17 protein-coding genes are annotated in these 23,111 nt (G+C 59.8%); 9 read left to right on the plus strand and 8 right to left on the minus strand.

Annotation, left to right across the window (positions count from 1 at the left end):
- Positions 1-561 precede the first annotated feature (561 nt).
- The 3 genes from ACWUI2_RS00950 (at position 562) to ACWUI2_RS00960 (ending at position 7,908) form a co-directional block, all read left to right on the plus strand.
- Positions 562-5,013 (plus strand): hypothetical protein, encoded by a 4,452-nt coding sequence (locus ACWUI2_RS00950; RefSeq protein WP_486980992.1) that lies wholly within the window; start codon positions 562-564, stop codon positions 5,011-5,013.
- A 158-nt stretch (positions 5,014-5,171) separates the two neighbouring features.
- Complete coding sequence (locus ACWUI2_RS00955; RefSeq protein WP_486980993.1) at positions 5,172-6,263, plus strand: Ig-like domain-containing protein; 1,092 nt, start codon at positions 5,172-5,174, stop codon at positions 6,261-6,263.
- A gap of 187 nt (positions 6,264-6,450) precedes the next feature.
- Positions 6,451-7,908: a hypothetical protein gene (locus ACWUI2_RS00960; RefSeq protein ID WP_486980994.1), complete on the plus strand. Its 1,458-nt coding sequence runs from the start codon at positions 6,451-6,453 to the stop codon at positions 7,906-7,908.
- Between the two features lie 607 nt (positions 7,909-8,515).
- Here the strand turns inward: ACWUI2_RS00960 and ACWUI2_RS00965 are convergent.
- Entirely contained in the window at positions 8,516-10,123 is a 1,608-nt protein-coding gene (locus ACWUI2_RS00965; RefSeq protein WP_486980995.1) for a PKD domain-containing protein, read from the minus strand.
- A 73-nt stretch (positions 10,124-10,196) separates the two neighbouring features.
- Entirely contained in the window at positions 10,197-10,694 is a 498-nt protein-coding gene (locus ACWUI2_RS00970; RefSeq protein WP_486980996.1) for an NYN domain-containing protein, read from the minus strand.
- A gap of 129 nt (positions 10,695-10,823) precedes the next feature.
- On the opposite strand from ACWUI2_RS00970, the gene ACWUI2_RS00975 reads away from it, so the two are divergent.
- Positions 10,824-11,087 carry an AbrB/MazE/SpoVT family DNA-binding domain-containing protein gene (locus tag ACWUI2_RS00975; RefSeq protein WP_486980997.1) on the plus strand — a complete coding sequence of 88 codons (264 nt, stop codon included), beginning with the start codon at positions 10,824-10,826 and terminating at the stop codon, positions 11,085-11,087.
- Entirely contained in the window at positions 11,084-11,485 is a 402-nt protein-coding gene (locus tag ACWUI2_RS00980; protein ID WP_486980998.1) for a type II toxin-antitoxin system VapC family toxin, read from the plus strand. The genes ACWUI2_RS00975 and ACWUI2_RS00980 overlap by 4 nt, the downstream gene beginning before the upstream one ends.
- Positions 11,486-11,519: 34 nt before the next feature.
- On the opposite strand, the gene ACWUI2_RS00985 is transcribed toward ACWUI2_RS00980, so the two are convergent.
- Complete coding sequence (locus tag ACWUI2_RS00985; RefSeq protein ID WP_486980999.1) at positions 11,520-12,359, minus strand: protein-disulfide reductase DsbD domain-containing protein; 840 nt, start codon at positions 12,357-12,359, stop codon at positions 11,520-11,522.
- Between the two features lie 282 nt (positions 12,360-12,641).
- On the opposite strand from ACWUI2_RS00985, the gene ACWUI2_RS00990 reads away from it, so the two are divergent.
- Together ACWUI2_RS00990 and ACWUI2_RS00995 are read left to right on the plus strand one after the other, a co-directional pair.
- A complete protein-coding gene (locus ACWUI2_RS00990) occupies positions 12,642-13,406 on the plus strand; it encodes an ABC transporter ATP-binding protein (RefSeq protein WP_486981000.1) in 765 nt (254 codons plus the stop codon).
- Positions 13,403-14,197: an ABC transporter permease gene (locus ACWUI2_RS00995; protein WP_486981001.1), complete on the plus strand. Its 795-nt coding sequence runs from the start codon at positions 13,403-13,405 to the stop codon at positions 14,195-14,197. Before ACWUI2_RS00990 ends, ACWUI2_RS00995 begins: the two co-directional genes overlap by 4 nt.
- A gap of 168 nt (positions 14,198-14,365) precedes the next feature.
- On the opposite strand, the gene ACWUI2_RS01000 is transcribed toward ACWUI2_RS00995, so the two are convergent.
- Entirely contained in the window at positions 14,366-15,079 is a 714-nt protein-coding gene (locus ACWUI2_RS01000; protein WP_486981002.1) for a prepilin-type N-terminal cleavage/methylation domain-containing protein, read from the minus strand.
- Between the two features lie 236 nt (positions 15,080-15,315).
- On the opposite strand from ACWUI2_RS01000, the gene ACWUI2_RS01005 reads away from it, so the two are divergent.
- Positions 15,316-16,191 (plus strand): sugar phosphate isomerase/epimerase family protein, encoded by an 876-nt coding sequence (locus ACWUI2_RS01005; protein WP_486981003.1) that lies wholly within the window; start codon positions 15,316-15,318, stop codon positions 16,189-16,191.
- Positions 16,192-16,540: 349 nt separating this feature from the next.
- Here the strand turns inward: ACWUI2_RS01005 and ACWUI2_RS01010 are convergent, their stop codons facing one another.
- Positions 16,541-17,578 carry a Gfo/Idh/MocA family protein gene (locus ACWUI2_RS01010; protein ID WP_486981004.1) on the minus strand — a complete coding sequence of 346 codons (1,038 nt, stop codon included), beginning with the start codon at positions 17,576-17,578 and terminating at the stop codon, positions 16,541-16,543.
- Between the two features lie 149 nt (positions 17,579-17,727).
- On the opposite strand from ACWUI2_RS01010, the gene ACWUI2_RS01015 reads away from it, so the two are divergent.
- On the plus strand, positions 17,728-18,663 hold the full coding sequence (locus tag ACWUI2_RS01015) for a helix-turn-helix transcriptional regulator (protein ID WP_486981005.1): 936 nt from the start codon (positions 17,728-17,730) through the stop codon (positions 18,661-18,663).
- 94 nt (positions 18,664-18,757) lie between these two features.
- Here ACWUI2_RS01015 and ACWUI2_RS01020 read toward each other — a convergent pair whose 3' ends face one another.
- The 3 genes from ACWUI2_RS01020 to ACWUI2_RS01030 form a co-directional block, all read right to left on the minus strand.
- Positions 18,758-21,052: a glycoside hydrolase domain-containing protein gene (locus tag ACWUI2_RS01020; RefSeq protein ID WP_486981006.1), complete on the minus strand. Its 2,295-nt coding sequence runs from the start codon at positions 21,050-21,052 to the stop codon at positions 18,758-18,760.
- 204 nt (positions 21,053-21,256) lie between these two features.
- Positions 21,257-22,249: a hypothetical protein gene (locus tag ACWUI2_RS01025; protein WP_486981007.1), complete on the minus strand. Its 993-nt coding sequence runs from the start codon at positions 22,247-22,249 to the stop codon at positions 21,257-21,259.
- A 63-nt stretch (positions 22,250-22,312) separates the two neighbouring features.
- On the minus strand, positions 22,313-23,086 hold the full coding sequence (locus tag ACWUI2_RS01030) for a type II secretion system protein (RefSeq protein WP_486981008.1): 774 nt from the start codon (positions 23,084-23,086) through the stop codon (positions 22,313-22,315).
- Positions 23,087-23,111 lie beyond the last annotated feature (25 nt).

Here is a 23,111-nt window from a genome sequence, read left to right on the forward strand (position 1 = left end):
CACGGCGAAAACGACCAGACTTCCGGTGACGAGGCGGACCACAGCATATCCTTCGAGGGAGAACTCCAAACGGTCAGTCAGAAGACACCTTCTAATGCGGCGACATTTTTTGTTCGGGCAGCCTCGTGAAACGGCGGGAACGGTCGTCGGAACATCGAGCGCGGTCGATCCAGCTGCGAGCGATAGCCATACCTTTAGGCTGGTCCCGGGTGACGCGATGCCGGCAACGCGGCCCTTACCATCGACGGCGACACGCTGCGGACCGTTGCTTGTAGTCCCTCCGTGAGACGGTTTCTGCACCGAGGCCCCCCCTTGGTATAGGTTGAGTTTGTCCCAGTGCGTTTAATCGGATTCTATATTGACAATATCCGCATAATCTTTGCCAATCTACGCGTAATGGTAAACGAGTGTCGGATTCTTTTCCCCGGCCAGCCTGGATCTAACTGGGTAAAAAAGCTCGATTGCCTTCGCGGGGTTTTCAAAAGCCGCGCCGTCTGGATTCAGACCTGTTTCGCTGGTCAGCATTAGTGTCCCTGGGCTTTAGCCACTTCTTCCCTCCCAATGAAAACAACTGCTTTGCATCTGCGGCTCCTGGTGTACGGAGTCCTCTTGTTCTCGTGGTCCCTCGCGGCTGCGATCGAGCCGGTTCTGAATTACCAGGGACGCGCCTCCGTCGGCGACGTCGTCTTCGAGGGGACGGGGCACTTCAAGTTCGCCCTCGTCGACTCGACCGGCGCGACCAGTCATTGGAGCAACGACGGCTCCAGCGCCGCGGGAAGCGAGCCGGCCGACGCCGTGGCCCTTTCCGTGGTCCGCGGTCTCTATTCCGTGCGACTGGGCGACACCAGTCTCGACAACATGACCGCGCTGCCGCCGGACGTTTTCTCCGCGGACGACCTGCGCCTGCGCGTCTGGTTCAACGACGGGGTGCATGGCTTTCAGCAACTCAGCCCGGACCAGCGTCTCAGCGCGGCCCCGTATGCCATGCGCGCCGCGATCGCCGACGAGGCCGCGGCGGTGGCGGAGGGCGCGATCGGCGCCAGCCAGCTCGATCCGGCGTTCGCCGCCGGCCTGGCAACTCTCGACAGCAGCCCCACCTTCACCGGCGCCATCGCGGCGAGCGCCTTTTCCGGCGACGGCGCGGGTTTGACCGGTCTCGACGCATCGAATATCTCCAGCGGCACGCTCCCGCTGGCGCGATTGCCCTCGAACGTTCTGACCGACGGAGCCACAGGCGTCACGTTGAGCGGAACGTTCAGCGGCAGCGGCGCCGGCCTGAATAGCGTAAACGCCATTTTGCTGAATGGCTTGTCCAGCACCGCGTTCGGGCGACTGGGGACGGCCAACACGTGGGCGGGCGCGAACGTTTTCAACGCCAACACCGGTTTCTTCTCGGCCAATCCCCAGGCCCGCGTCGAAATCCAGGCCGGCGCGGACAATGCCGGCGGCAGCGATCAAAAGGCTATGGCCTTTGCCTATCACACGGGCGGTTATCGCCACTGGATCAGGACACGTCACAACGGTGCAGGCGCGGCCTCGGGCAACGCCATCGATTTCTTCGTGAACACTTCCTCCACTGCCGCCGGATCGTCCGGACCGGGCACGGGCAGCCTGCTCACCCTGACGCTGGACAACGGAAAGGTCGGCATCGGCAAAGCCACACCCGCGACGGCATTGGACGTCGTCGGATCGGTCACCGCGACCGGCACGTTCTTCGGCGACGGTTCCGGTCTGACTGGATTGACGGCGGCGCAGATCCCGAATCTGGATGCCTCAAAGATTAACAGTGGAACGTTGGACGCGGCGCGAATCTCGAGCCTCGACGCCTCGAAGATTGGCAGTGGCGCGTTAGACGTGGCGCGAATCCCCAGCCTCGACGCGTCGAAGATTGGTAGCGGAACGTTGTCGCTGGATCGCTTACCTTCCGAGGTCCTCACCGATACCGCGACAGGCGTCACGTTGAGCGGAAGTTTCAGCGGCGACGGCAGCGGATTGATGAACGTGCCGTTCGCTTCCCCGTGGCAAACGATCTCCGGCACGGCGCAAACCGCGGAGCCTAACCGGTCCTACCTGCTGACGAACGATTCACACACCACGCTGACGATGCCCACGTCGGCGGCGGTTGGCGATATCGTGACGGTCTCCGGCGCCGGCGCGGAGGGCTGGACGGTTTCAGCCAGCCCCGTTTCGTCCTTAGTTGGCGGTGTCCTCGGCCCTCCTGGAGAGGTGTGGACAACAGCGCTTCCGATCCAAGGGGTGTGGGAAGCCGTTGCCTCTTCGGCCGACGGCACCAAGCTCGTAGCAGGGATGCTCCAAGGTCAGCTTTACACTTCCACAGATTCCGGAGTTACTTGGACGGCGCGAGAGAGTCACCGCTATTGGCGTTCCGTCGCATCCTCCGCAGACGGCAGCAAGCTGGTAGCGGTAGATACTTTGATTAATACTCTGCTCGGTCAGATTTACACCTCGACCGATTCCGGGGTGACGTGGACGCCGCGCGAGAGCAACCGGAATTGGGCGTCCGTCGCATCATCTGCGGACGGTGGCAAGCTGGTCGCCGCGGTATCCGGCGGCCATATTTACACTTCGACGGATTCCGGGGTGACGTGGACGCCGCGCGAGAGCGCTTTGGCGTGGTCTGGCGTCGCCTCATCCGCAGACGGCAGCAAGCTCGTGGCGGTGGCGTCCTTCGGTCATATTTACACCTCGACCGATTCCGGCGTGACGTGGACACCGCGCGGGAGCAGTCGGAATTGGCGTTCCGTCGCCTCGTCCGCGGACGGCAGCAGACTGGTGGCGGTTGTATCGCCCGGCTGGATTTACACCTCGACAGATTCGGGCGTGACGTGGACGGCGCGCGAGAACGATCGCCATTGGCAGGCCGTCGCCTCCTCCGCGGACGGCAGCAAGCTCGTGGCGGTGGAGAATGGGGGACAAATTTACACATCCACGGATTCGGGCGTGACGTGGACGGCGCGCGAGAGCAATCGGTCTTGGCGTTCCGTCGCCTCTTCCGCGGACGGCAACAAACTGGTGGCCGGAGTTTGGAATGAACACCTTTATACCTCGAGAGCCCTCTCATCCATATCCGGTGCGGCAGGCACAACTCTACGCCTCCAATACATCGGCAACGGCGACTGGCAGCCAATGGGCGAATCGCAGATCGGCGCCGGCTCGGTGGGCGACGCGCAGATTTCCGGCATCGATGCCTCGAAGATCGTCAGCGGCACGATCGAAACCGCGCGCATCCCGAGCCTGGACGCTGCAAAGATCGCCACCGGCACGATCGATGCCGCGCGCATCCCGAGCCTGGATGCGGCAAAGATCACTACCGGCACGATCGATACCGCGCGCATCCCGAGCCTGGATGCTGCAAAGATCACCACGGGCACCCTCGATACCGCGCAAATCCCGAACCTTGATGCTTCAAAGATCACTGCCGGCACCCTCGATGCCGCGCGCATTCCGAACCTGGATGCCTCAAAGATCGCCACGGGCACGATCGACCTCGCGCGGTTGCCCTCTTCGGTTGTCACTCTCAATCAGGCCAACGTGACGCTGGGCGATTCGTTCACCGTCAATGGAGAGATGAGAATTCCCGGCAGCAATACCCTGGAGTTCGGCGCGGGCGTCGCCGGGAAGGAAGACAACGCCGGGAAGATCGGCTACCAGAGATGGACCGAGGGGCTCGACATCGTTGGCGCGGGCGCAGCCTCGAACAGAAAAATCAGCTTTTTCGCGGACGGCGGGTCCACGTTCCACGGCAACGTGCATATCCATGGTGCCTTGACCGCGGACAACGCCGCGGGCCTGACCAACGTGCCGGGCACTCTGCCCTGGCAAACCGTTTCGGGGACCAGCCAGCAGGCCGCCTCGAATACCGGCTACATGGCCGCCAGCGCCTCTCAATTGACGGTCACGCTCCCGAGCTCGCCGGCTTTGGGACAGGTCGTCCGTGTATCGGGAGCGGGCGCCGGCGGCTGGAAAGTCGCGCAGAATAGCGGGCAATCGGTGGTTGGAAACAACCTGAGCGGTCCTTCCGGCCTGGCGTGGACCTCGCGCGGCGACGGTGGCGGGTGGAGCTCCATCGCCTCCTCCGCGGACGGCAGCAAACTGGTCGCGGTGAGAAACAACGAGTACATTTACACCTCGACCAATTCAGGGGAGACATGGACGCAGCGCGAGAATAGTCGAAATTGGGCGTCTGTCGCCTCCTCCTCGGACGGCGTCAAGCTGGTCGCGGCTGTATCCGGTGGCAGAATTTACACCTCGACAAATTCAGGCGAGACCTGGTCGGAGCGCGCGAATAATCAAAATTGGGCGTCTGTCGCCTCCTCCGCGGACGGCAGCAAACTCGTGGCGGTTGTATCGGGCGGCGGGATTTACACCTCGGCCGATTCCGGCGGGAATTGGACGCAGCGCGAGAACTCTCGGAATTGGATTTCCGTGGCCTCGTCTAAGGACGGCAGCAGACTGGTGGCGGTGGTGGCCTTCGGTCAGATTTACACCTCGACCGATTCCGGCGTGACGTGGACGGCGCGTGAGAGCAACCGGAATTGGCGTTCCGTGGCCTCCTCCGCGGACGGCAGCAGACTGGTGGCGGCGGTGGTCAACGGTCAGATTTACACCTCGGCCGATTCCGGCGTTACGTGGACGGCGCGTGAGAGCAATCGGAATTGGCGTTCCGTGGCCTCCTCCGCGAACGGCGGCATTCTCGCGGCGGTGGTGGCCTTCGGTCAGATTTACACCTCGACCGATTTCGGCGAGACGTGGACGGCGCGCGAGACCGACCGGAATTGGGGGGCTATCGCCTCTTCTGCGGACGGCACCAGGTTCGCGGCGGCTGTAACTGGCGGCCAGATTTACACTTCCGCGCCCACACAGAAGGACAGCACCACCGCCGGCGTGTCGGGTTATCTGGAAGGATACCAGTTTGCCGCTATCGAACTGCAGTTCATCGGCGACGGCCAATGGATGCCCATCAGTGCCATTGGAACGATTCTCGCGCATTGAAAACAGCGGATCCGCGAACGATGAAAACCGCCAAACGGAATCCGAACGCTGAACGCAAACACGCAAAAGTTTGCTTCGCCAATCACCTCACTCCTGCGCGTTCGGAGGAGCGCGGACATTCCTGTCCGTCCCGGCGTGGAGATGCGACGAGACGCGCGATGCCGACAAGAATGTCGGCGCTCCGGGCTTCATTCGTCATTCATTATTCGGTCTTTTTCATTGGCCTGCTCTTCGCCGCCGCCGCGCACGCCGCTCCAGGCGCGAGCGACAACTATTCCATTTCGATCGAAAGCCTCGGTTTCGGCGGCGAGCTCGCCGCGAGCGCCGACTACACCAATCACGCCTCCCTCGGCGGCATTCACGGGATCGGCGAAGCGGCGACCCCGGGTTACCTCCTCCGAAACGGCTACATCGCGCAAATCCACGACGCGCCCGTCGTGACGCTCGGCGCCGCCGGCGGCCTGACGCGAACGGAGGGGACGCTCCACGGCTCCGTGTATGCCAATACCCTCGCCACTTCCGCCCACTTCGAGTGGGGACCGGACAGCGGCTTCGGCAGCGCCGTTCCCCTGGATAACCTCGATGCCGAAACCGGCGTCGAACCCGTATCGGCCGCGTTGGATTCGCTGGCTCCCGGCTCCGTCTATTATTACCGGCTGGTGGCTTCCAATGCGGACGGAACGATCCGGAGCTCCCCGGCACAGTTCACGACCGTTGAGAACCTGGCTCCGACGATCGACCCGGTCACCCTGGAGCGTATTCCCGGTCTGCCAACGCGAATCACCGTCGCCGAGTTGCTCGCCGCCGCCGTCGATCCCGAAGGAGACGCCCTCCATTTCGATGGCGCCGCCTCCTCCAGCGCAGCCGGCGGACAAGTGTTCGTCAGCGAAGGCTGGGTGCTGTACCTCCCGCCCGCAAACCATAACGGCGCCGACAGCTTCACCTTTACGATCGCGGACCATTTCGGCGCGACGACCGTCGGAACGATCGACATCGCGATGCGCGGCGCGAGCCAGGCGCAGACACACAACGTCCGCGACATCGGATTGGTCCCCGACACCCCCGGGCACCTGCGGATCCGCTTCATTGGAGTTCCCGGTCGGTCCTACCGGATCGAGGCCACTTCCGACCTCGCCCAGCCCTGGACGACCATCGACACAGCCACGGCGGGCGCGTCCGGACTCTACGAATACATCGACGAGGACGCCGAGAGTTTCAGTCAGAGATTCTACCGCGCGGTTAGAGAGTAAAGGAGGTTTCAGGTGTCAGGTTTCAGGTTTCAGGATATGAAGACGGCAGGAGACAGAGGTCGGAGGTCAGAGGTCGGACGGATCAAGACGAACAAATGAGAAATGACAAATGAAAATCAGGAAACGACAAATAATGAAGCCTTTCAGCTTTTCAGCATTTCCCTTCGACAGGCTCAGGGCCCTGAGCTTGTCGAAGGGGCAGCTTTTCAGCATTTTCTCCGCCGCCCTCCTCCCCATCGCCGCCTCCGCCAACACACTCACCGTCGAACGGACTTTTGATACCGGCCTCGCCGTCCCGGAAGGAGGCGAGTTGCTCAACCTTCAAGTCCTCGATTATCGGGACGCGACGATCTCGAATCTATCTGTCGGCCTTGTCCTCTCCGGTCACAATGGACCGATGGTGAACGGAGACTGGTATGTCGCGCTCGGATACGACCAGGGCGGCTACGCGGTATTGCTGAACCGCGTCGGCAAGACCGCATCCTGGCCCTTCGGCTACCTCGACAATGGCTTCGACGTCACTTTTTCCGATTCCGCGACCAACGGAGACATCCACGTTTATCGGGACACGACCGGCCCACTCGGCGCGGAGCCATTGACTGGCGAATGGCAGCCGAGCGGCCGCGCGGCGCTACCGGAGGACGTCGTCGATACCCATCCACGCACCGCGATGCTCAGCTCCTTCGACGGCAGCGCCGCCTCGGGCCAGTTGCAACTTTTTCTGTCTCACGAGTCCACCGGAGGCGAGGCGCGCCTGGAGAGCTGGAGCATCGCCATGAAGGTGACGCCCGTGGACGGCCAAACGCTGCGATTGAGCACCGGCGACCGCGTGGCGGCAAGCGGGGCGCGCACGGAATTAACATCCGAGCTCGTAATCGCGGGAGAAGTCGTCTTTACCGGCGGCGGCGAAATTGTATCCCACGGACCCTTGCGGGGAGCGGGCGCGCTCCGCCAGGAGGGAGCCGGGCGGCTTCTGTTGAGCGAGGAAGGAGATTTTTTCGGCGAGATCGTCGTGACGAACGGAAGCCTTTTGGTTTCGAACGCGACCGGCAGCGCCACGGGCGCCGCGGCGGTCAACGTCTCGGGACCCGGCATCCTCGGCGGCACCGGCGCGATCGGCGGCGCGGTCTCGATCTTCGACGGCGGCACGCTCGCCCCCGGGGCGAGCCCGGGAACACTGACCGTTGGGAGCGCCGAATGGGGCGAAGACGGAAATTACCAGTGGGAGATCAACCTCGCAAATGGGACCGTGGGCGACGATCCCGGTTGGGATTTGTTCAACGTGTTGAATACGCTCTCGATCACTGCGACGGAGGAGAACCCCTTCACGATTACGCTGATTTCACTGGGAACGAGCAACGAGCCCAGCGCGCTCACCGATTTCGATCCGAACGGAACCTACCAATGGCTGATCGCCACCGCCGGCGCGATTACCGGATCGCTCGCGTCGATATTTTTGAATACAACGCAGTTCACGTCGCACAACACGATCCCGAACGGCTGGGAATTCTTCCTGAGCACCGACGGGGGCGACCTGTATCTAACCTACATCCCCGAGCCGCGTATTTATGCATTGCTCGCCGGTATGTTTTCGATTGCCGCGATCCTCATGCGTCGTCGCCGCCGGTCCTCCGACTGCGTTTAGGGCCCGCTCAAATCAGAGGGCTTAACTTTCCTTTTTCAATCGACTTCCTTACTGCTTCACATCGTCCTCAACTCAGACTCTAAGGAAAACCGAACTTCACGTTTTATGGTCTGTTTGGAAGCCAATTAAGGCGAACGATTGACGAAAAGTTGGGGGACGGCTGGAGCGAGGCTTTCCTCCGAAATTCCGGCGGGGAGGCGTGGCTGCCAAAGGTTCGCGACAAGGCCCACGCGGTGATCTGGATGCGCAGCGCGGGCAAGACCGATTACCTTTGTAAGTATCTGAAGGCGAGCGATTGGGCGCCACGCGATCGAAAGGGGTGAGATTCATGCGGCAGCTTGTTCGCGCCAGTAATCCTCCCATTTTCCGTTTGCGCACATGACGCGTAGTTGAACCTTGGGTTCGGCATTTTCGAGCGTCCAGGTCATTCGGTTTTTCTTCATGCGGCTTTGCAGAATGTGGCATGTAGCGCCAAGCGCGCCGCACCCGGAGCCTCTTCATCGGGGCGGTCGCTCGGTTCGAGATGTTCATTAAGAGTGGCGAAGACTTTCTTCCACTGGCCTTTCTTAAGACGCCGCCGGGATTCCAGCCCCAATGGCCGCGGGGATTAGTTGACGCGGTTCAAATGCAGGCGAAAAAAACGGTGGGGGCCGTGGCCGGGAACCGTCACCCGGACCGTCTCCACCATCGTGCCGGCATCAATGATTTCTTCCGCAACCGGCAGCGACACCCAGGGACCGGTGACATTCCCGGCCGCCTCGATCATGTATTCAAGATCAGCGGCATAACGCACCCGCGAAAAAATCCATTCGATCTCCCCGTTCCTGGTCCGGCGGATTGTATACCGAGGAGCCTCTGCGAGGCGCGGATTGGTGCCCGACCAGTATTCCAGCAGATTGACCCTACCGTCGCCATCCGGGTCCTCCAGCGGTCCCGATCCAGGTGCGCCGTCGAAGAGGAGGGTCCGCCAAGCGTGGTAATCTGTCTTCACTTCAATCGGGTGCTCCAGCCGAGCAGTGTTCCCAGCACTGTCCGAAACCGTCAAGCGAACGTTGTAGAACCCAGGGGTCGGGAAAAACTTGACTGGATTCTGGTGGAGGGAGCTTCCTCCATCATCAAAACTCCAGGCGTATTCGACGATCTCTTCGGCGGAGGAACTGGCGGAAGCGGTGAACTGAACCTCCAACGGAGCGATACCGGTCGAAACGCTCGCCGAGATAGTCGCCTGCGGTTGAGGATCGGAAGGCTTTAGATACCAGAGCGCGGCGGCCGGATCGGTTTTGAAAAATGTGGTCAATTGCCGCGCGACTTTCTGACGTCCCGCGTGGGAAGGATGAAAGAAGTCGCCCGCTACGTCGGAGCAGAGCCAGACCTGACCATCCGAGCGGGCATTGGTGCCATCGATCCAGAGATAAGGCCCCCAGGCCAGCCAGGGAGCCAGCACTTGGCCGTTTGCCGGGTCGAAATTAAGAGCAGGCAGGCCCTCCATCTGGCGCTCGATCAGCCATTTGACCGAGAAGCCTGATTCATAGGCGAACGGTTCGGGATTGGATGTGTCCAGATTCAAGGTATAGGCGCGAGTACGGCTGCTGAGGTAGGCAATCCTGACATTAGGATAACGTGTTTTCAGCGCGCGGACGATCTGGCCGAGGTCGTTTCGGAGGACTTCGGCATGGAACGGAAAACCGCCAAGTTCCTGAGGACGTCGGCGGGCCTGCTTGATCCATGCCACCTGCACCTGGGCCGGGGTGACGCCGCTTTCGACCAAACGCTGATCCACCACGTTCCAAGTGAGGGCGGAGGAATTGATCCAATCAGGGGCCGGACGGCTACCCTGAGCCCCGTCGACGATGACCAGTCGCGGATTTTTCGCCGGGTCGGCGTCGGCCATCTGCTTGTAGACGGCGAACTCCTGCGTGGTATTTGACATGCCAACCGAGATCATCACGATCCGGCCATTAACCGGGTCGGGCATCCCCTCGGCATTGAGGGGGACAACTTCCTGTGCGGCAGCCAGCCCTGCTGCGGCATGCACGGGCGGAAGGCTATTGGCACCGTCCGGGTAAAGTCCGGTGCGAAATCCCTGATAAAAGCCAATTCCACTGTCGTTGAGCGGCCGGAAGCCCAGGGTGACGAGTGAGCAGTCGCCCAATACATCGGACGGCCGCAACAGGGCGGCGAAGGCAAACCCGAGAAGAAGAGCAGCCCGCGTCATTTATCCCATACCAACAGGTTCCGTATTCTCGGGCAAGTTTGAAGTCATCCGCGCCAGTCTCGGAATCCGCGGTTTATCCATCCTTCTCCCGCTTGAAATCAATCTTGTTGCCCCAGTCCAAATCGACCTGTTTGCGCTTGGTGGTCAACCCTCCGGCGACTGCCCGTTCCGTCCGGGTCACCCATGCCCGGAGGTCGTCCGGGGTGTAAACCGTTGCGCCGAGCGCTTCGATGGTGTGGCGCTCCGCCAGATCCCGGGTCACCACAATGAAGTTTTGCGGGGTGTCGCTTCCCCCGACCAAACGTTCAATCACGTCGTCGGCCGACATCGATTTCGGCGAATACAGGTAGGAAAAGGTCAGATGGCCGCCGGGACGCTCCACTTCGAGTTCCTCGCCCTGACCGTCAAAAACCAAGGTCACCCGGACTCCCTCATGATCGTGGATCACCCGCACCGCCGACGCCAACTTCTCCCGGGCGTAAACGCTTCCTCGTCGCATCGCCCGGCGCGTTTCCGGCCACTGATGGATGACGTTGTAAGCGTCGATTAAAAGGTGCCGGGAGTTATCCATTCGTTCCACAATTCAGCCGGGTCGTCTCCGGTCGTTTTCCAGAATCAGGCTACTTCAGGAAAATGACAACAGCTTACAATTGGTTCCGCATCGAATTGACATGCCTTTCATTTTGACGAAAAGTAAGGAATGGAAACTTCTTCGGTATCCAGTAAAAACCAGATTACCATCCCCTCCAAAGTGCGGCATGCGATGAATCTGCGAAAGGGGGATCGACTCGGCTTTGAAGTCGCGGCAAACGGCGTTTACATTCTCAGGAAAATTCCGCTGCAAAAGTCGGACGGGGCCGCCACCGCCTATCTCGGTTCCCCTCGCACCCCGCTTAAATCCTCCGCCATCAAGAACGCCATTAAAATGGGTGCTCTTGCCTCCTACCGAAACCGTCAGAAGTGAAAGCATGGGACACCAATCTCCTTGTCCGTCATCTAACCGAAGACGACCCTTCGCAACTCGAAATCGTCCGGAAACAATTGATGCGGGCGGAACAGGCGGGAGTGCCGGTTTGGATAGCGGATGTAACTCTGGTGGAGACCTTCTGGATTTTGCAGCACGGGTATCAACTCTCCCCGGAGACGGTCGTTGAAATCCTGATGAAGCTCACGGCGGACGCCCGGTTTGTTTTTCAGTCGGGCGGCGATGCGACTCTCGCGCTGGAGCGCGTGCGGATCAAGGGGGATTTGCCGGAACATCTGATCGCGCTGGCTGCCAAGCGCGCGGGCGTTGAAAAGACGCAGACTTTCGACCGGGCGGTAAAACGCTTCTCCGAATTCGAAATCTTGTCAGGCGGGTAAGCCGGCGGTTTCATCACCTCGAACCCACGCCCGTTTACCGGACCCGCCAGCCGCGCCGTTCTCCGGTGGCCGGATCTTCCGCCACCAGCACCCCGGGCAACCGTTCCAGCCCGGCCGGGGCCGCGAAAATCGGGATCCGCACCTCCGCGGCGACGCCGTTTCCGGAAACGGTTTCCGGATGGCCCAACACCGTGTTGGAGGCGGGCAATGGATAATAGTCGTATTCCCACGTATCCGGTCCCTCCACCACGCGGGCGAGAAAGCGACTCCCCTCCCGGGCCAACTCGACCCGCACCGGGTCCTCCGGCCGGCCCCGCAACGGTTCCGGCAGCTGACTCCGGAACCGGTCGAAAAGCTCCGTATTCGCCGGCTTCAACTCATCGGCCACCATTAACTCCAACGAAACTTCGGCTTCCCCGGGAATACAAATCGCCTCGCAGACCAACCATTCGGCCAAACCCGTCAGCTCGATCGCGCCCCCTTCCTCCATTTTCGCCGGGGGAAACAGGCGCATCAGCAGCAGCACTTCGTCTTTGTAAGCGTACACTTCCATGTCCCCCGGCTCCACCATCCGCCTCGGCAACGGCCACTGCAATTCGGTCGTCCGAAACCCGTCCGGCAACCGCAAATCGAGCGTGACCGGCAACCCCGAGTCCCCCGAATACTCCCAATAGGTGTGCCATCCCTCCTCCATTTTCAGGTGCAACCCGAGCGTCACCGGACGTCCCGGCACCACCGTCTTCGAATCGGCCACCAAACGAGCCTCCACCAACTCAACCCCGTTGTGGGTCTGACCGTAGGCCGCCGCCACCGCCGTCAAAAAGAATCCCACCGCCACCGCGACTCCCAATCCACCCTTTCCGAAGATCTTCATGCCCGAAACCGTAGCCGAAAAACCACGAATGGACACGAATAAACACGAATTCCGCGACGGAGAGGGAAAACACACCCCACCATGCTCGCGCATGGTCCCCCCCTCTCAAGAGGGGATCAGCGTACAAGAAGTTCCCCTCTTGAGAGGGGGGGACCGCTCGCAAGAGCGGTGGGGTGTGTTCCCGTTTTCCTATTGGGAGCGGTGGGGTGTGTTCTCCCTCCGCATGGCCGAAAATCACTCCTTCCGGTCGCCAACCGAAGGGAAATTTGATAAGGGTTGAAGATGGATCCCGTCGTGGAAGTGGTCGATCTCCGCAAACAATTTGGCCGCATCACCGCCGTCGACGGTCTTTCTTTCACCGTCGGACGCGGTGAAATCGTCGGACTGCTGGGAGCCAATGGCGCGGGCAAAACCACCGCGATCCACATCCTGCTCGGTCTCACCACCGCCACTTCCGGAATCGTCCGTCTCTTCGGCCTCGACATGGAACACCACCGGACCGCGATCCTCCAGCGGTGCAATTTCTCCTCGGCCTACACCAATCTCCCGATGAACCTCCGGGTCTGGGAGAATCTCCGGATCTTCTCCCTCATCTACAACGTCTCCGATTGGAAACGGAAATCCAACGAACTTCTGGAGCTCTTCGAAATCACCCATTTGCGCAACCAGATCAGCGGTCACCTTTCCTCCGGCGAATCGACCCGGCTCAACATCTGCAAGGCGCTCCTCAACGATCCCGAACTCCTCCTGCTCGACGAGCCGACCGCCAGCCTCGACCCCGACATGGCCGACAAACTGCGCAAAACACTTCGCCAGATCCAAAGCGACCGCGGCATCGCCATGCTCTACACTTCCCACAACATGCGGGACGTCGAGGAGGTTTGCGACCGGGTTCTCTTCCTCAACCGGGGAAAAATCCTCGGCGCCGGAACCCCGGCCGAGGTGGTTGCCCACTTCCGCCAAAATTCCCTGGAAGAGGTTTTCATCGCCGTCGCCCGGAGCGGCGACCTGATCGAGCCCGACCCGAAACAGGAGGAGAGCCGATGAATCCCCGACGCGTCGCCGGGATGGCGCTCCGCTACGCTTATCTCTACAAACGGAGCCTTCCTCGTTTGTTCGAAATCGTCTTCTGGCCGGTGATGGATCTCCTCGTCTGGGGGTTTCTCACCGCCTACCTAGTGCAGGCGACCGAAGATCCCCCCGCCTTCATCCTCTTCCTGATCGGCGCGATGATTTTCTGGGACATCATGTATCGATCCCAACAAGGGGTCACCCTTCCGTTTCTGGAGGACATGTGGGGACGCAGCATCCTCAACGTATTCGTTTCACCGGTACGACCGATCGAAATGTTGGCCGCCACCGTGGTGGTCGCGGTCGTGAAGATCGCCTTCACTACCGCTTTCCTTTCCCTCCTCGCCTACTTCTTTTACTCCTTCGACATCCTGGCGATGGGATTCTCCCTCGTCCCGTTTTTCATCAACCTGTTGGTCACCGGTTGGGCGGTCGGACTGGTGACCACCGCCCTGATCATCCGCTGGGGCCAGGCGGCGGAAGCGCTGGCCTGGGGAGTTCCCTTTCTCTTGCAACCCTTCTCGGCGGTCTTCTATCCGGTGAGCGTCCTGCCGACGTTTTTGCAACCGGTGGCCCTGGCATTACCGACGACCCATGTTTTCGAAGGGATGCGGGAAGTGGTGCAAACCGGAACCCTCTCCCGTTTCCATCTCGCCTGGGCCTTCGGCTTGAACCTCGTCTGGATCGCCGCCGCCGCCTGGTTCTTCCACTGGATGCTCGGCAACGCCCGCGAACGCGGCCTCCTCGCCAAACTCGGTACCCAATGAAGACCGCCCGCCACGCCCTACATCAAACCCGCTTCACCGCCCCCCGCCGCCGCTGCCATCGGGCGGCAAAGCCAACCCGACTACGGAAACCCCCAACCTTCTCCTTTATCTGCGGAAATCTGCGCCCATCTGCGGTTCCCCTTCTTGGGCATCGAGGCCAGTTTCGGCCTACTCCGGGAAGACAACCAGGTTGATCTCCTCGTCAAATCCGGAAAGTATGCCGTATTGCGCTAACTCGGTGGCATCCAAGGACTCGATGTGACCGTCGAGGAACCAGACATTGGCCCGGCCTCCATGGCGGAGATGAATGGCTTGGTGGGTGCCGAGGCCGGACGGATCGGCGCTGAAACGATGCCACTGACGACCACGGCGTCCGGCCACCCCGATGTCCCGCGAGGTCACGCTATCGGCATACAAAGGAAATCTGGAAGGGTCGGCGATCTGGTCCACCATCACCCAATTCCCGATCATCAAGACCCCGTCCACCGTTCTTCTTTGGTTAACAAATCCTTCCGGGGTTTCCGCGGGAGGAGAAAACCGCCGCATGCCATAGGCCTGAAACATGTCGGTTTCGCCCGGCTCAAGCGGAAGGGAGGGACATAATCCGACCTCCAGTTCCGTGAGATACCCCTCATGCAGTAATTCCGTCCGCCACCACCGCTCCTGCCCCCCGACGTGGGTGGCAAAAATTATCCGCGATTGATTCTCGCTGGCATGCAACAGACTAGCCGTGCCGATCTCGCGCAAATTCGAAATACATCTCGCCGCATGAGCCCGCTGCCGCGTGCTCCCCACCACTGCAATCAACACGGTAGCCAAAATCCCGATGATCGCGATCACTGCCAGCAATTCAATCAGAGTGAACCCTTTATGGCTCCGCATCCGACGAACGGAGCCTCGGTGATGGAAGTGACGTCGCGCCATTATTTATTGATATAAAAGAATTCCCCGCAAAGGTTCAATCAAAAAACGCAAAGAATAATAAAACTTACCAATTCGGGTGTTTTTGGTTGCTGTCCCGCGGCGCTTGTTCGTATGACCTTCGTTTGACGACGATGTTGCGGAAAACCCCGGAAGGTTTTCCGCCGCCCACGTCGATCTCAACCTTTATCTCCATCATGGCCCATTCATCGACTCCCGTCATCATGCACATCAATTACTGCGAGCAAGGTCAAAGCGTGACCGAAGCCGTGGAAAAAGCGGAACGCTGGGGGTTCGACGGCATCGAGCTGCGCGGCCGTTCCCGGCAGGGGGTCCCGACGGTCGAATACATCCAGTCGGCCATCGCCGATTTAAAACGCTCAAAACTGACCGTGCCGGTGGTCGCCCTCGGCCTCCAGGTCGACATCGCCGACGATGCCGCCGTCGCCCGCCATCTCGACGAGACGCTTCAATCCGTGAAGCTGCTCGGCGACGCTTTCCCGGGGATCCTGTTCAACGCCTTCTCCAGTCCGATCCGCAACCCTTCCCCGGCGCTGAATCCCACCCTTTACGAGCACCAAGGCTCGGCGATCGCCACTGAACGGGCGAAAGAGATCAACGTCGCGTTCTACCGGGAGGTCGCCGACGCCATCCGTCCTTTCGACGGGGTGCTCGCCTTCGAGACCCACGGTTTCTACCTGCACGACAGCATTCCCGCCTCAGTCGAATTCGTCGAACGGATCGATCGGGAAAACGTCGGCATCAACTTCGACTTGGCCAATCAATATTACTTCCCGACTCCGCCGAAGCTGGACGCTTGCGTCGCCGGGATGAAACACCACCTCAAATACGTCCACTTGAAAAACCTGATTCCCGTGGAAGGGGTCCGGACTCCGATCACCACCAGCTTGGCCGACGGCGTGATCAACAATCGGATGTTGCTCAAAGCCTGCCGCGCCGCCGGTTATCAAGGACCGGTTTGCATCGAGGCTCCCCGTCCCGGCGACCGCGAATGGTTCGCCCAGGAAGACCTCGCCTACCTCCGAGCACTACTCGAGTCGGAAGGGTTTTGAGGAAGATGGGGCGAGCGGTCTCCCGGCGCGAGGGGAACGGGAACACACCCCACCACTCTGGCGAGCGGTCCCCCTCTCTCAAGAGCCAATATCCGGGCTGCGCCGGGGGACAACATAGAATGAAACTTCCTCGCCACTGGGAGGGATGGCATCCTGCCGTCCGCCGTCGGCGTCGTTTCAGGGTGAGGTCGGCTGGAAGCCAACCCTCCGATTTAGCCCTGCAACCCGCATGAACAGTGAAGTTTCATAAGAGGGGAACTTCTTGTACGCTGATCCCCTCTTGAGGGGGGACCATGCGCAAGCATGGTGGGGTGTGTTGACCGGGGCTCCCGCAGCACCCAGAGCGGCGCTACAACCTCCCCTGGCCGTGCGCCATCTCCAGGATCCGGACCACTTCGACCGCGCTTTCGAGACTGACCACCATCGGTTCGTTTCTCCGTAAAACTCCGGCGACGTTGTCGTAAAAATCACCTCCCGGGGTCGCGGGCTTGATTTCCCGCTCTTCCTCGATCCATGGCAACGGCTGCGGACGGAGATCGACTCCCGGCGGCGCCAGGCGGTCGATCACTTCGATCGGTTCCGCCGCCGCCGGATCGTAATACCGGAGCTTGGCGGTCTTGTCGTCCGGGGCCACTAATGTGCCGTTAGCCCCCAATAAAACCGTTCGCGGCAGCGGGATCGCCACACAGGAACTGGTCATCACATCGAGGATCTGCCCTCGGGCCGTCTTCATGAAGAGATGCACGTGATCGTCAGCGTCGCCCGCGTCCTTCACATGTTTCCGGTCCCCCGTGAGCGTTTCGACGGGCGAATCCGCCAGGTTTAAAATCAGATCCAACGCGTGCGGTCCATGGTTATTGAGCATGCCTCCGTTGTATTTGACCAACGTCTGCCAATCGTTCCGCCGGGTATACCCTCCCCAAGCCAAGCGGATTTCAAAGATCCGCCCGAGAATCCCGCTCTCGATGACCTCCTTTAAAAAACGGAATTCGTCGCTGAAGCGGCGCTGGTGATGGGCGAACACCTTCCGGCCCTTTCGCTCCGCGCACTCCGCCAGCCGCCGGGCGTCGGCATGATTCAACGCCACCGGCTTTTCCAATACACAATGACGGCCCGACTCCAGGACCTTCATTCCATCCTCGACGTGCAGGTGATTCGGACTGGCCACCACCACCAACTCCGCGTCGGATTTCGCCAGGATTTCGTCGATCGTGGGGACTCCGGGGCAACCGAGTTTCTCCCCGAATTCGCGGAGCCTCGCCTGATCCGGATCGGCCACCGCAACCAGTTCATAATCGCTCCGATCCTTTAGCGCCTTGCCATGGATCCCCCATCCCGACCGCCCCAAACCGACGATCGCCGTCCGAATTCGAGAATGACTACTCATTTAAGTGTTAAATTTCCGATTTGTTGTCTTTTCAATCTAAAAAATGCCCTTTTGCCGTGAGTTATGCGTAATTACCGGCGGTTTTTCCTCCGTCACCCTCCCTGCAAAATAATTGCATTCACTCTCGGCATTCGTAGAGTCCGGATCGAATGATCGCTGATTCCTCCAAAAGCAAGACCCGTCAAAAGGGCCGTTTTTCGACCCAGGACTTCTGGCCTGCCATCGAAAAGATCGGCTACCCCGACAGCTATTGGGTCGGGCAACGGATCCAGAATGACCTGGCTCCCGACAATATCCTCGTCTTCCCGGTCCAACCTAAAGTTCTCAGCCGCAGCCTGGGCAGCTGCCATCCGCGATTCGTTCTCGATATCGCTACCACTTCCCGCAGCAGGCTCAAAATCGCCGATCATTATTACGAACTCGAAGCCGACGAGTGCGCATTGATCTTCCCGCACCAATTCCATTACGGATCGAGCGAAGTGGACCGTTCCGGCTGGATCACCGTCACCTTCGACTTGCCCAATTCGAGCCGGATCGAAAGCTTGCGGAACCATCCGCGCCGCATGGAGCAGCGCGACATTCTTCTGCTGAAAGACGTGCTCGAAGCCTACCGGTCCAAATCTCCCCTGGCACTGGCCTTCCATCTCTCCCGTCTGCTCCTCTCCCTGTGCGACGCTCCCGAAATCCCCGCCAAGAGACGACGAATCCGCCCCGACCACCCCGAACGGGACGATCTACTCGAGCGAATCAACAGTTACCTCGACCAAAACCAAGAACAGAATTTCACGATCGAACGATTGGCCGGATCGATGGGTTATTCCTCGAACCAGTTGCGCACCCTCTTCCGGAAGCACGTCCGACAAACCAGTCTCGGCAGTTACATCCGAACCCGCTGCATCACCCAAGCGGCCCGGATGATCCAGACCACCGATTTCAACATTACCGAGATCGCCCAAAAGCTGGGATTCTCGTCGATCCACTCCTTCTCGCGTCTCTTCAAGACGACTTACGGCATTTCTCCCAAGCAATACGAAATGCAGTTCAAACGCGCCAACGGACAACTCCCGGCGAAACCGAAGTCCTGAAGAAAACGGGCTGGAAAGCCCGTTCCCCTTGGCGTGACACAGACATTCCTGTCTGTCCCGAGCAAACAGGCTGAAAAGCCCGTTCTCCTTTGCTTTATTCCCACTCGATTTCCAGCATGCGGAAATCGCGGGGGAGCATTTCGAGCACGATGTCGTTGCCGGTCGTCGCTATGTTCGCTCCGGTCAGGACGTCCTTCACCCGGATTCCGACCGGGCCGACACCGATCTGATCGCCGTCAAGGGTCGTTTGCGACAAGACGAGTTCGTCGCCCCAGTTGAACAGGATCAACAGGGCCTTCGTCTCGTCGTAATGCAGGATCGACCGGATCGAACCGGGACTGGTCGACACCCCCGTGTCCGACTCCCAATAATAATGGACCCCCATCGTATCGAGCGGGTACGAAAGCCGGGCGTTTTGTATCCGGTTCACCAATTCGCCGTGATAGGTCAGCGTCGCATGCCCGTCGATGTGAGAGTCATGGACCATCAGCAATCCCATCATATCACGCGCCGTGCTCAACCCCGGCGACGACGGAATCAAACCACGCAATTCGTCCCGGGTGATCTGCGGAATAAACGCCGCCGTGAAGCCAAACGGCTTGCCCATGTGCTGCACCTGCATCACCGCTTCCCCGAGAAACGAGCTGTAAAACTCCCTGCCGACGATGCTCCGCTCGTGATTGGGGTCGGTGTATTTTTCCCCATCCCAGTAAATGTCGATAAACGACATCGCCGGCACCACGAGTTGCTGCGAACAATGCCATTTGATCCATGGTTCGCGACCGTCGTTCTCTTCGTAGAAGACCGTATAAACTCGCTTCATCATCTCGCGCAACGCGAAGACGTTTCCTTGCTGCGCCCAATCTCCTTTGTAATCGATGTATCCGCAACCATGGTCGGGATTCCCACACTGGTAAATTTGCTGGTCGAGATAGATCGCCCCGAGTCCGGTCGCCGACACCAACTCCCGGAGTTTCCAGACATAAAAGTCCTGGAAGGAAGAATTAAAACAGTAACGGTCCGGATAAGAGGTGGGTTCCCACATCACTCCGTCCCAATCATCCCCGGGTGCGGTGTGACGACTGATCGCAAGGACCTCCTCGACGGTTCGTCCTCCCGGATCGCCGTCCGCCTTCCGCTGCAAGGCGGCCTCCTTCCGGCTGGCCGCGTTCGCCGGAGTTCCGCTGAACACCCGGACTTGACGCCAAACATTTTGCCACAAAAGGACCTCCCGATGCATCAGCCCCGGAAAATCGAGCAATCCGAATTTGCCCCGCGAAAACCGATAAGCGCCCATGTATTCGAGCGAAGAAGCCGGCATGATTTCCCGTCCCATCGCGCGGTTCGCTTCCACATCCTGCCGGGCGGCCTCCGGATAGGTGTCTTGAAAGGGGTAATAAAAGCCGTCGCCCCATCTCCACTGCCATAAAAACGGAGTCTGCGCCGATCCGGCGGTCCAGCCGACCCGGGAGCGGAAGTCCTCGGGCCGCGGCCGCATCGGCGTCGCCTGGATACCGAAGACCACCTCAAAGGGGTGGTTCAAGGAAAAGGCCCGGTCGGCCAACTTCACCCGGAACACGCGCACGCCGTTCTGCTTCGGTCCGATCACTTGGATATCTGTTTCGTTCGAGATCTCCCAACCCATCATCCCGTCGGCGAACCATGACAATCCGACGTTCTGATTGCCGACCCAGATCAACTCCCGAAAGGCGTCGAGAAAAAGGCCCGTATCGGCGACAACACCGGAATCCGACAAGGGGGGAAGCGCCGCGCCGGGACTCGGAGCGCCGTTTACCAGGATGTTGGAACGAGAGCCGGTGACGTTGAACAAGATCGATTGATCCGCCAACACCGGGATATTGAGCCGCACCCGGTCGATGGTATTGTTGCCCGAGTCCGTCAGGCGAAGACGGACCTTCCCCATCCCGTCATATTCGTAGTCGACCTCCATCTCGAGGGTGAACGTCGCGGTTTGGGATGTCGCCACCGCCCGGACCAATCCGTCGTGGATCTGATTGATCACGACCGTCGCGAAGTTGAACTCGCGCCAGAGCCCTCCCGAACGGATCTGCACCGAGGGCCTGCCCCCGAGCAAATCGGTCTCTTGGCTCCGCATCTGGACCGGCAGGATGGAATTGTTGTATTCGTAGGAGCGCCCCCACATGGTGATGGTCTGCCCGTCGACGGCCATCGGTATCCATGGAGTGGGGACGGTCTCGGATCTGCCGATGTCGCTGTTTAACCAGACGGCGCTATCGTCGATCGATTGCTCCAACTCCGCCGCCGTCCACTTCCGTTCGTAAACGGAGGCGTCGAGGCCGACCGCAAAGCCGATCGCGAAAATCGTGCCGCCCGCGCCGCAGAACCTGCCAAGGAGTCGTGATATCATCGTCAAACGCATAGTGAGGTCTTCATTGCAGTAATCGGGTTGGCTTCGCCGCCCGACAGCGACGGTTCGAGCGATCGGCGACGGAAAAAACAGGGCAGCCGCGCCACCCCTGCTACCCAGAAAGCCAATCTTCCCGCATCCGGGATAGAGACCGGGGCCACCCTCTTCAAACGGAAAGAGAGTGTCCCCGGTAGTGTGTTTCAATTACTCGGAACGAACCCGGTAAAAACGGCGGTTAAGAGTTGAGGCTGCGGTATCGGTGAACTCATATTCCCCAGTATGGTCGATCACGGCACCGGTCACGACATCATCCCAACCCGTCAAATCCGTCGAAGCCTCGATCGAGAAATTCCGCTCCGGTTCGCCCAGGACACTCATCCGGAAATACCCTTCTGCGGTGACCGGAAGAATGTTCACCTGCAACGGCTCCACTTCGTCGGGGACCAATTCGACGATGATATCGTCAAAGGAAGCCCCCAGTGAGCCAAGGCTTGCCTGTTCGGCCGACCACCGGTTGACCATATTGACATCGGTCCAGAAATAAACCGGAGGGGAAATTCCAGATTGCCCCGGCTGATCGTTGTCCAGATTCCGAACCGACGCCCAAAAGGTTTGCGAAACGGGATCGGCCGTCACAACAACCTCATACCAGTCTCCAATGATAACATCGTCGACAATAACCTCTTCGATCTCTCCCGGGTCGACGGTCGACGGAGGATTCGGCCTTCCCAAGACGGTAAATCCGGTCGCCGAAAACCGGAACCTGACCGGCGAAGAGGTCGAACTCCCGACCCTGCGTTGAAGGATCACCTGATGCCGGATCGAATCCGGGTCGTCGATGCGAATCTTGAAGCTTGTCCGCACTTCGGTTTCAGTGTCCGCAAATAGCCGACGCATATGGGGATAGGTAAGCCCACTGTCCACCGGTTCGTAATAAAAACGGACGATCCGTTCATTCGCTCCGGAACCTCCGGTGGATGATCCCTCGAAAACGCGAGAGCCTCGGTCGGCGAGGGACATACCCGCCTCCCAGTTGTTCGGATTTCCGTCGCCTGGGTTCCTATTGTGCAAGGTGACGTTATTGTCATACGACTCGAAATTCTCGTCGAGCAAGATTTGCGCTTGCGCTGAGGCCACACACAAGGCGAATAGAACCGCGACGGGAACGGTGAAACGTAGTCTGCTAAGTATTTTCATTACAGGGTCCTGTGTTCGGGTGATTAATAGGATTGAGTGTTGGGTCTGTCTTAAGAATCCGGCTTAATTGATGGTCGACCCGAAGGTGACCGGAGCCGTATTCTCATCGAAACCTCTGACAAAGCCAAAGTTGCCGGCGTTGCCTTGCTCCAGGCTTTCAACGTGGCCGTCCAAAAAAGCGACGTTACCTCGCCCCCCGTGCCGGAGATGGAGCCCACCCCCACCAGGATTCATGCTCAAACGGTGCCATTGCAGGCCGGCGCGAGCCGCGTCTCCGTAATCCAAGGGAACCACGCTATCACCAAAGAGGGGATAACGACTAGCGTCTTCGATAAGGCTCAGATAAAGATCGATAGACGTGACGCTCCTTCCTTCCACGTCCCTGCGGGTTGTCCGAAACCCCACCGCACCCGTCTCGTTCCGGCGCATCCCGTATGCGTTGAAATCGGACACGGCGTGATCCAGGGTCGTCCTCTCGTTCGGCGGCAAGAGAGAGGGACAGAGTGTGGCGTCATAACCGGATAAATAACCCGCGACGATCAAAGCGGGACGCCACCAGAGTTCGTTGTTCTCCTCACCGCCCGGATCATAATAGTAAAAGGGAATCATCGAGTTGTTTTCGGACGCGTACAACAATGACGACATCGTGACTTGCCGAAGATTCGAAACACATTTCGCCTGGCGACCGCGCTCACGAACGGTGCCAACAACAGGGATGAGGATCGCCGCCAGGATACCAATGATGGCGATGACGGTGAGAAGTTCAATCAGCGTAAAACCGGAACGGTTCCGCGAAACATAACCATTTTTCAAGCAACCGACATTTTCAGGGTTCATAATCATATAAGTAATGAGCACGAGG

Source organism: Verruconatronum alginivorum (assembly GCF_056590205.1).

Coding starts and splice junctions, on each gene's coding strand:
- ACWUI2_RS00950 (WP_486980992.1), top strand. CDS start 562: ATGAAAACAACTGCTTTGCATCTGCGGCTCCTGGTGTACGGAGTCCTC.
- ACWUI2_RS00955 (WP_486980993.1), top strand. CDS start 5,172: ATGCCGACAAGAATGTCGGCGCTCCGGGCTTCATTCGTCATTCATTAT.
- ACWUI2_RS00965 (WP_486980995.1), bottom strand. CDS start 10,123: ATGACGCGGGCTGCTCTTCTTCTCGGGTTTGCCTTCGCCGCCCTGTTG.
- ACWUI2_RS00970 (WP_486980996.1), bottom strand. CDS start 10,694: ATGGATAACTCCCGGCACCTTTTAATCGACGCTTACAACGTCATCCAT.
- ACWUI2_RS00975 (WP_486980997.1), top strand. CDS start 10,824: ATGGAAACTTCTTCGGTATCCAGTAAAAACCAGATTACCATCCCCTCC.
- ACWUI2_RS00985 (WP_486980999.1), bottom strand. CDS start 12,359: ATGAAGATCTTCGGAAAGGGTGGATTGGGAGTCGCGGTGGCGGTGGGA.
- ACWUI2_RS00990 (WP_486981000.1), top strand. CDS start 12,642: ATGGATCCCGTCGTGGAAGTGGTCGATCTCCGCAAACAATTTGGCCGC.
- ACWUI2_RS00995 (WP_486981001.1), top strand. CDS start 13,403: ATGAATCCCCGACGCGTCGCCGGGATGGCGCTCCGCTACGCTTATCTC.
- ACWUI2_RS01000 (WP_486981002.1), bottom strand. CDS start 15,079: ATGCGGAGCCATAAAGGGTTCACTCTGATTGAATTGCTGGCAGTGATC.
- ACWUI2_RS01005 (WP_486981003.1), top strand. CDS start 15,316: ATGGCCCATTCATCGACTCCCGTCATCATGCACATCAATTACTGCGAG.
- ACWUI2_RS01010 (WP_486981004.1), bottom strand. CDS start 17,578: ATGAGTAGTCATTCTCGAATTCGGACGGCGATCGTCGGTTTGGGGCGG.
- ACWUI2_RS01015 (WP_486981005.1), top strand. CDS start 17,728: ATGATCGCTGATTCCTCCAAAAGCAAGACCCGTCAAAAGGGCCGTTTT.
- ACWUI2_RS01020 (WP_486981006.1), bottom strand. CDS start 21,052: ATGATATCACGACTCCTTGGCAGGTTCTGCGGCGCGGGCGGCACGATT.
- ACWUI2_RS01025 (WP_486981007.1), bottom strand. CDS start 22,249: ATGAAAATACTTAGCAGACTACGTTTCACCGTTCCCGTCGCGGTTCTA.
- ACWUI2_RS01030 (WP_486981008.1), bottom strand. CDS start 23,086: ATGAACCCTGAAAATGTCGGTTGCTTGAAAAATGGTTATGTTTCGCGG.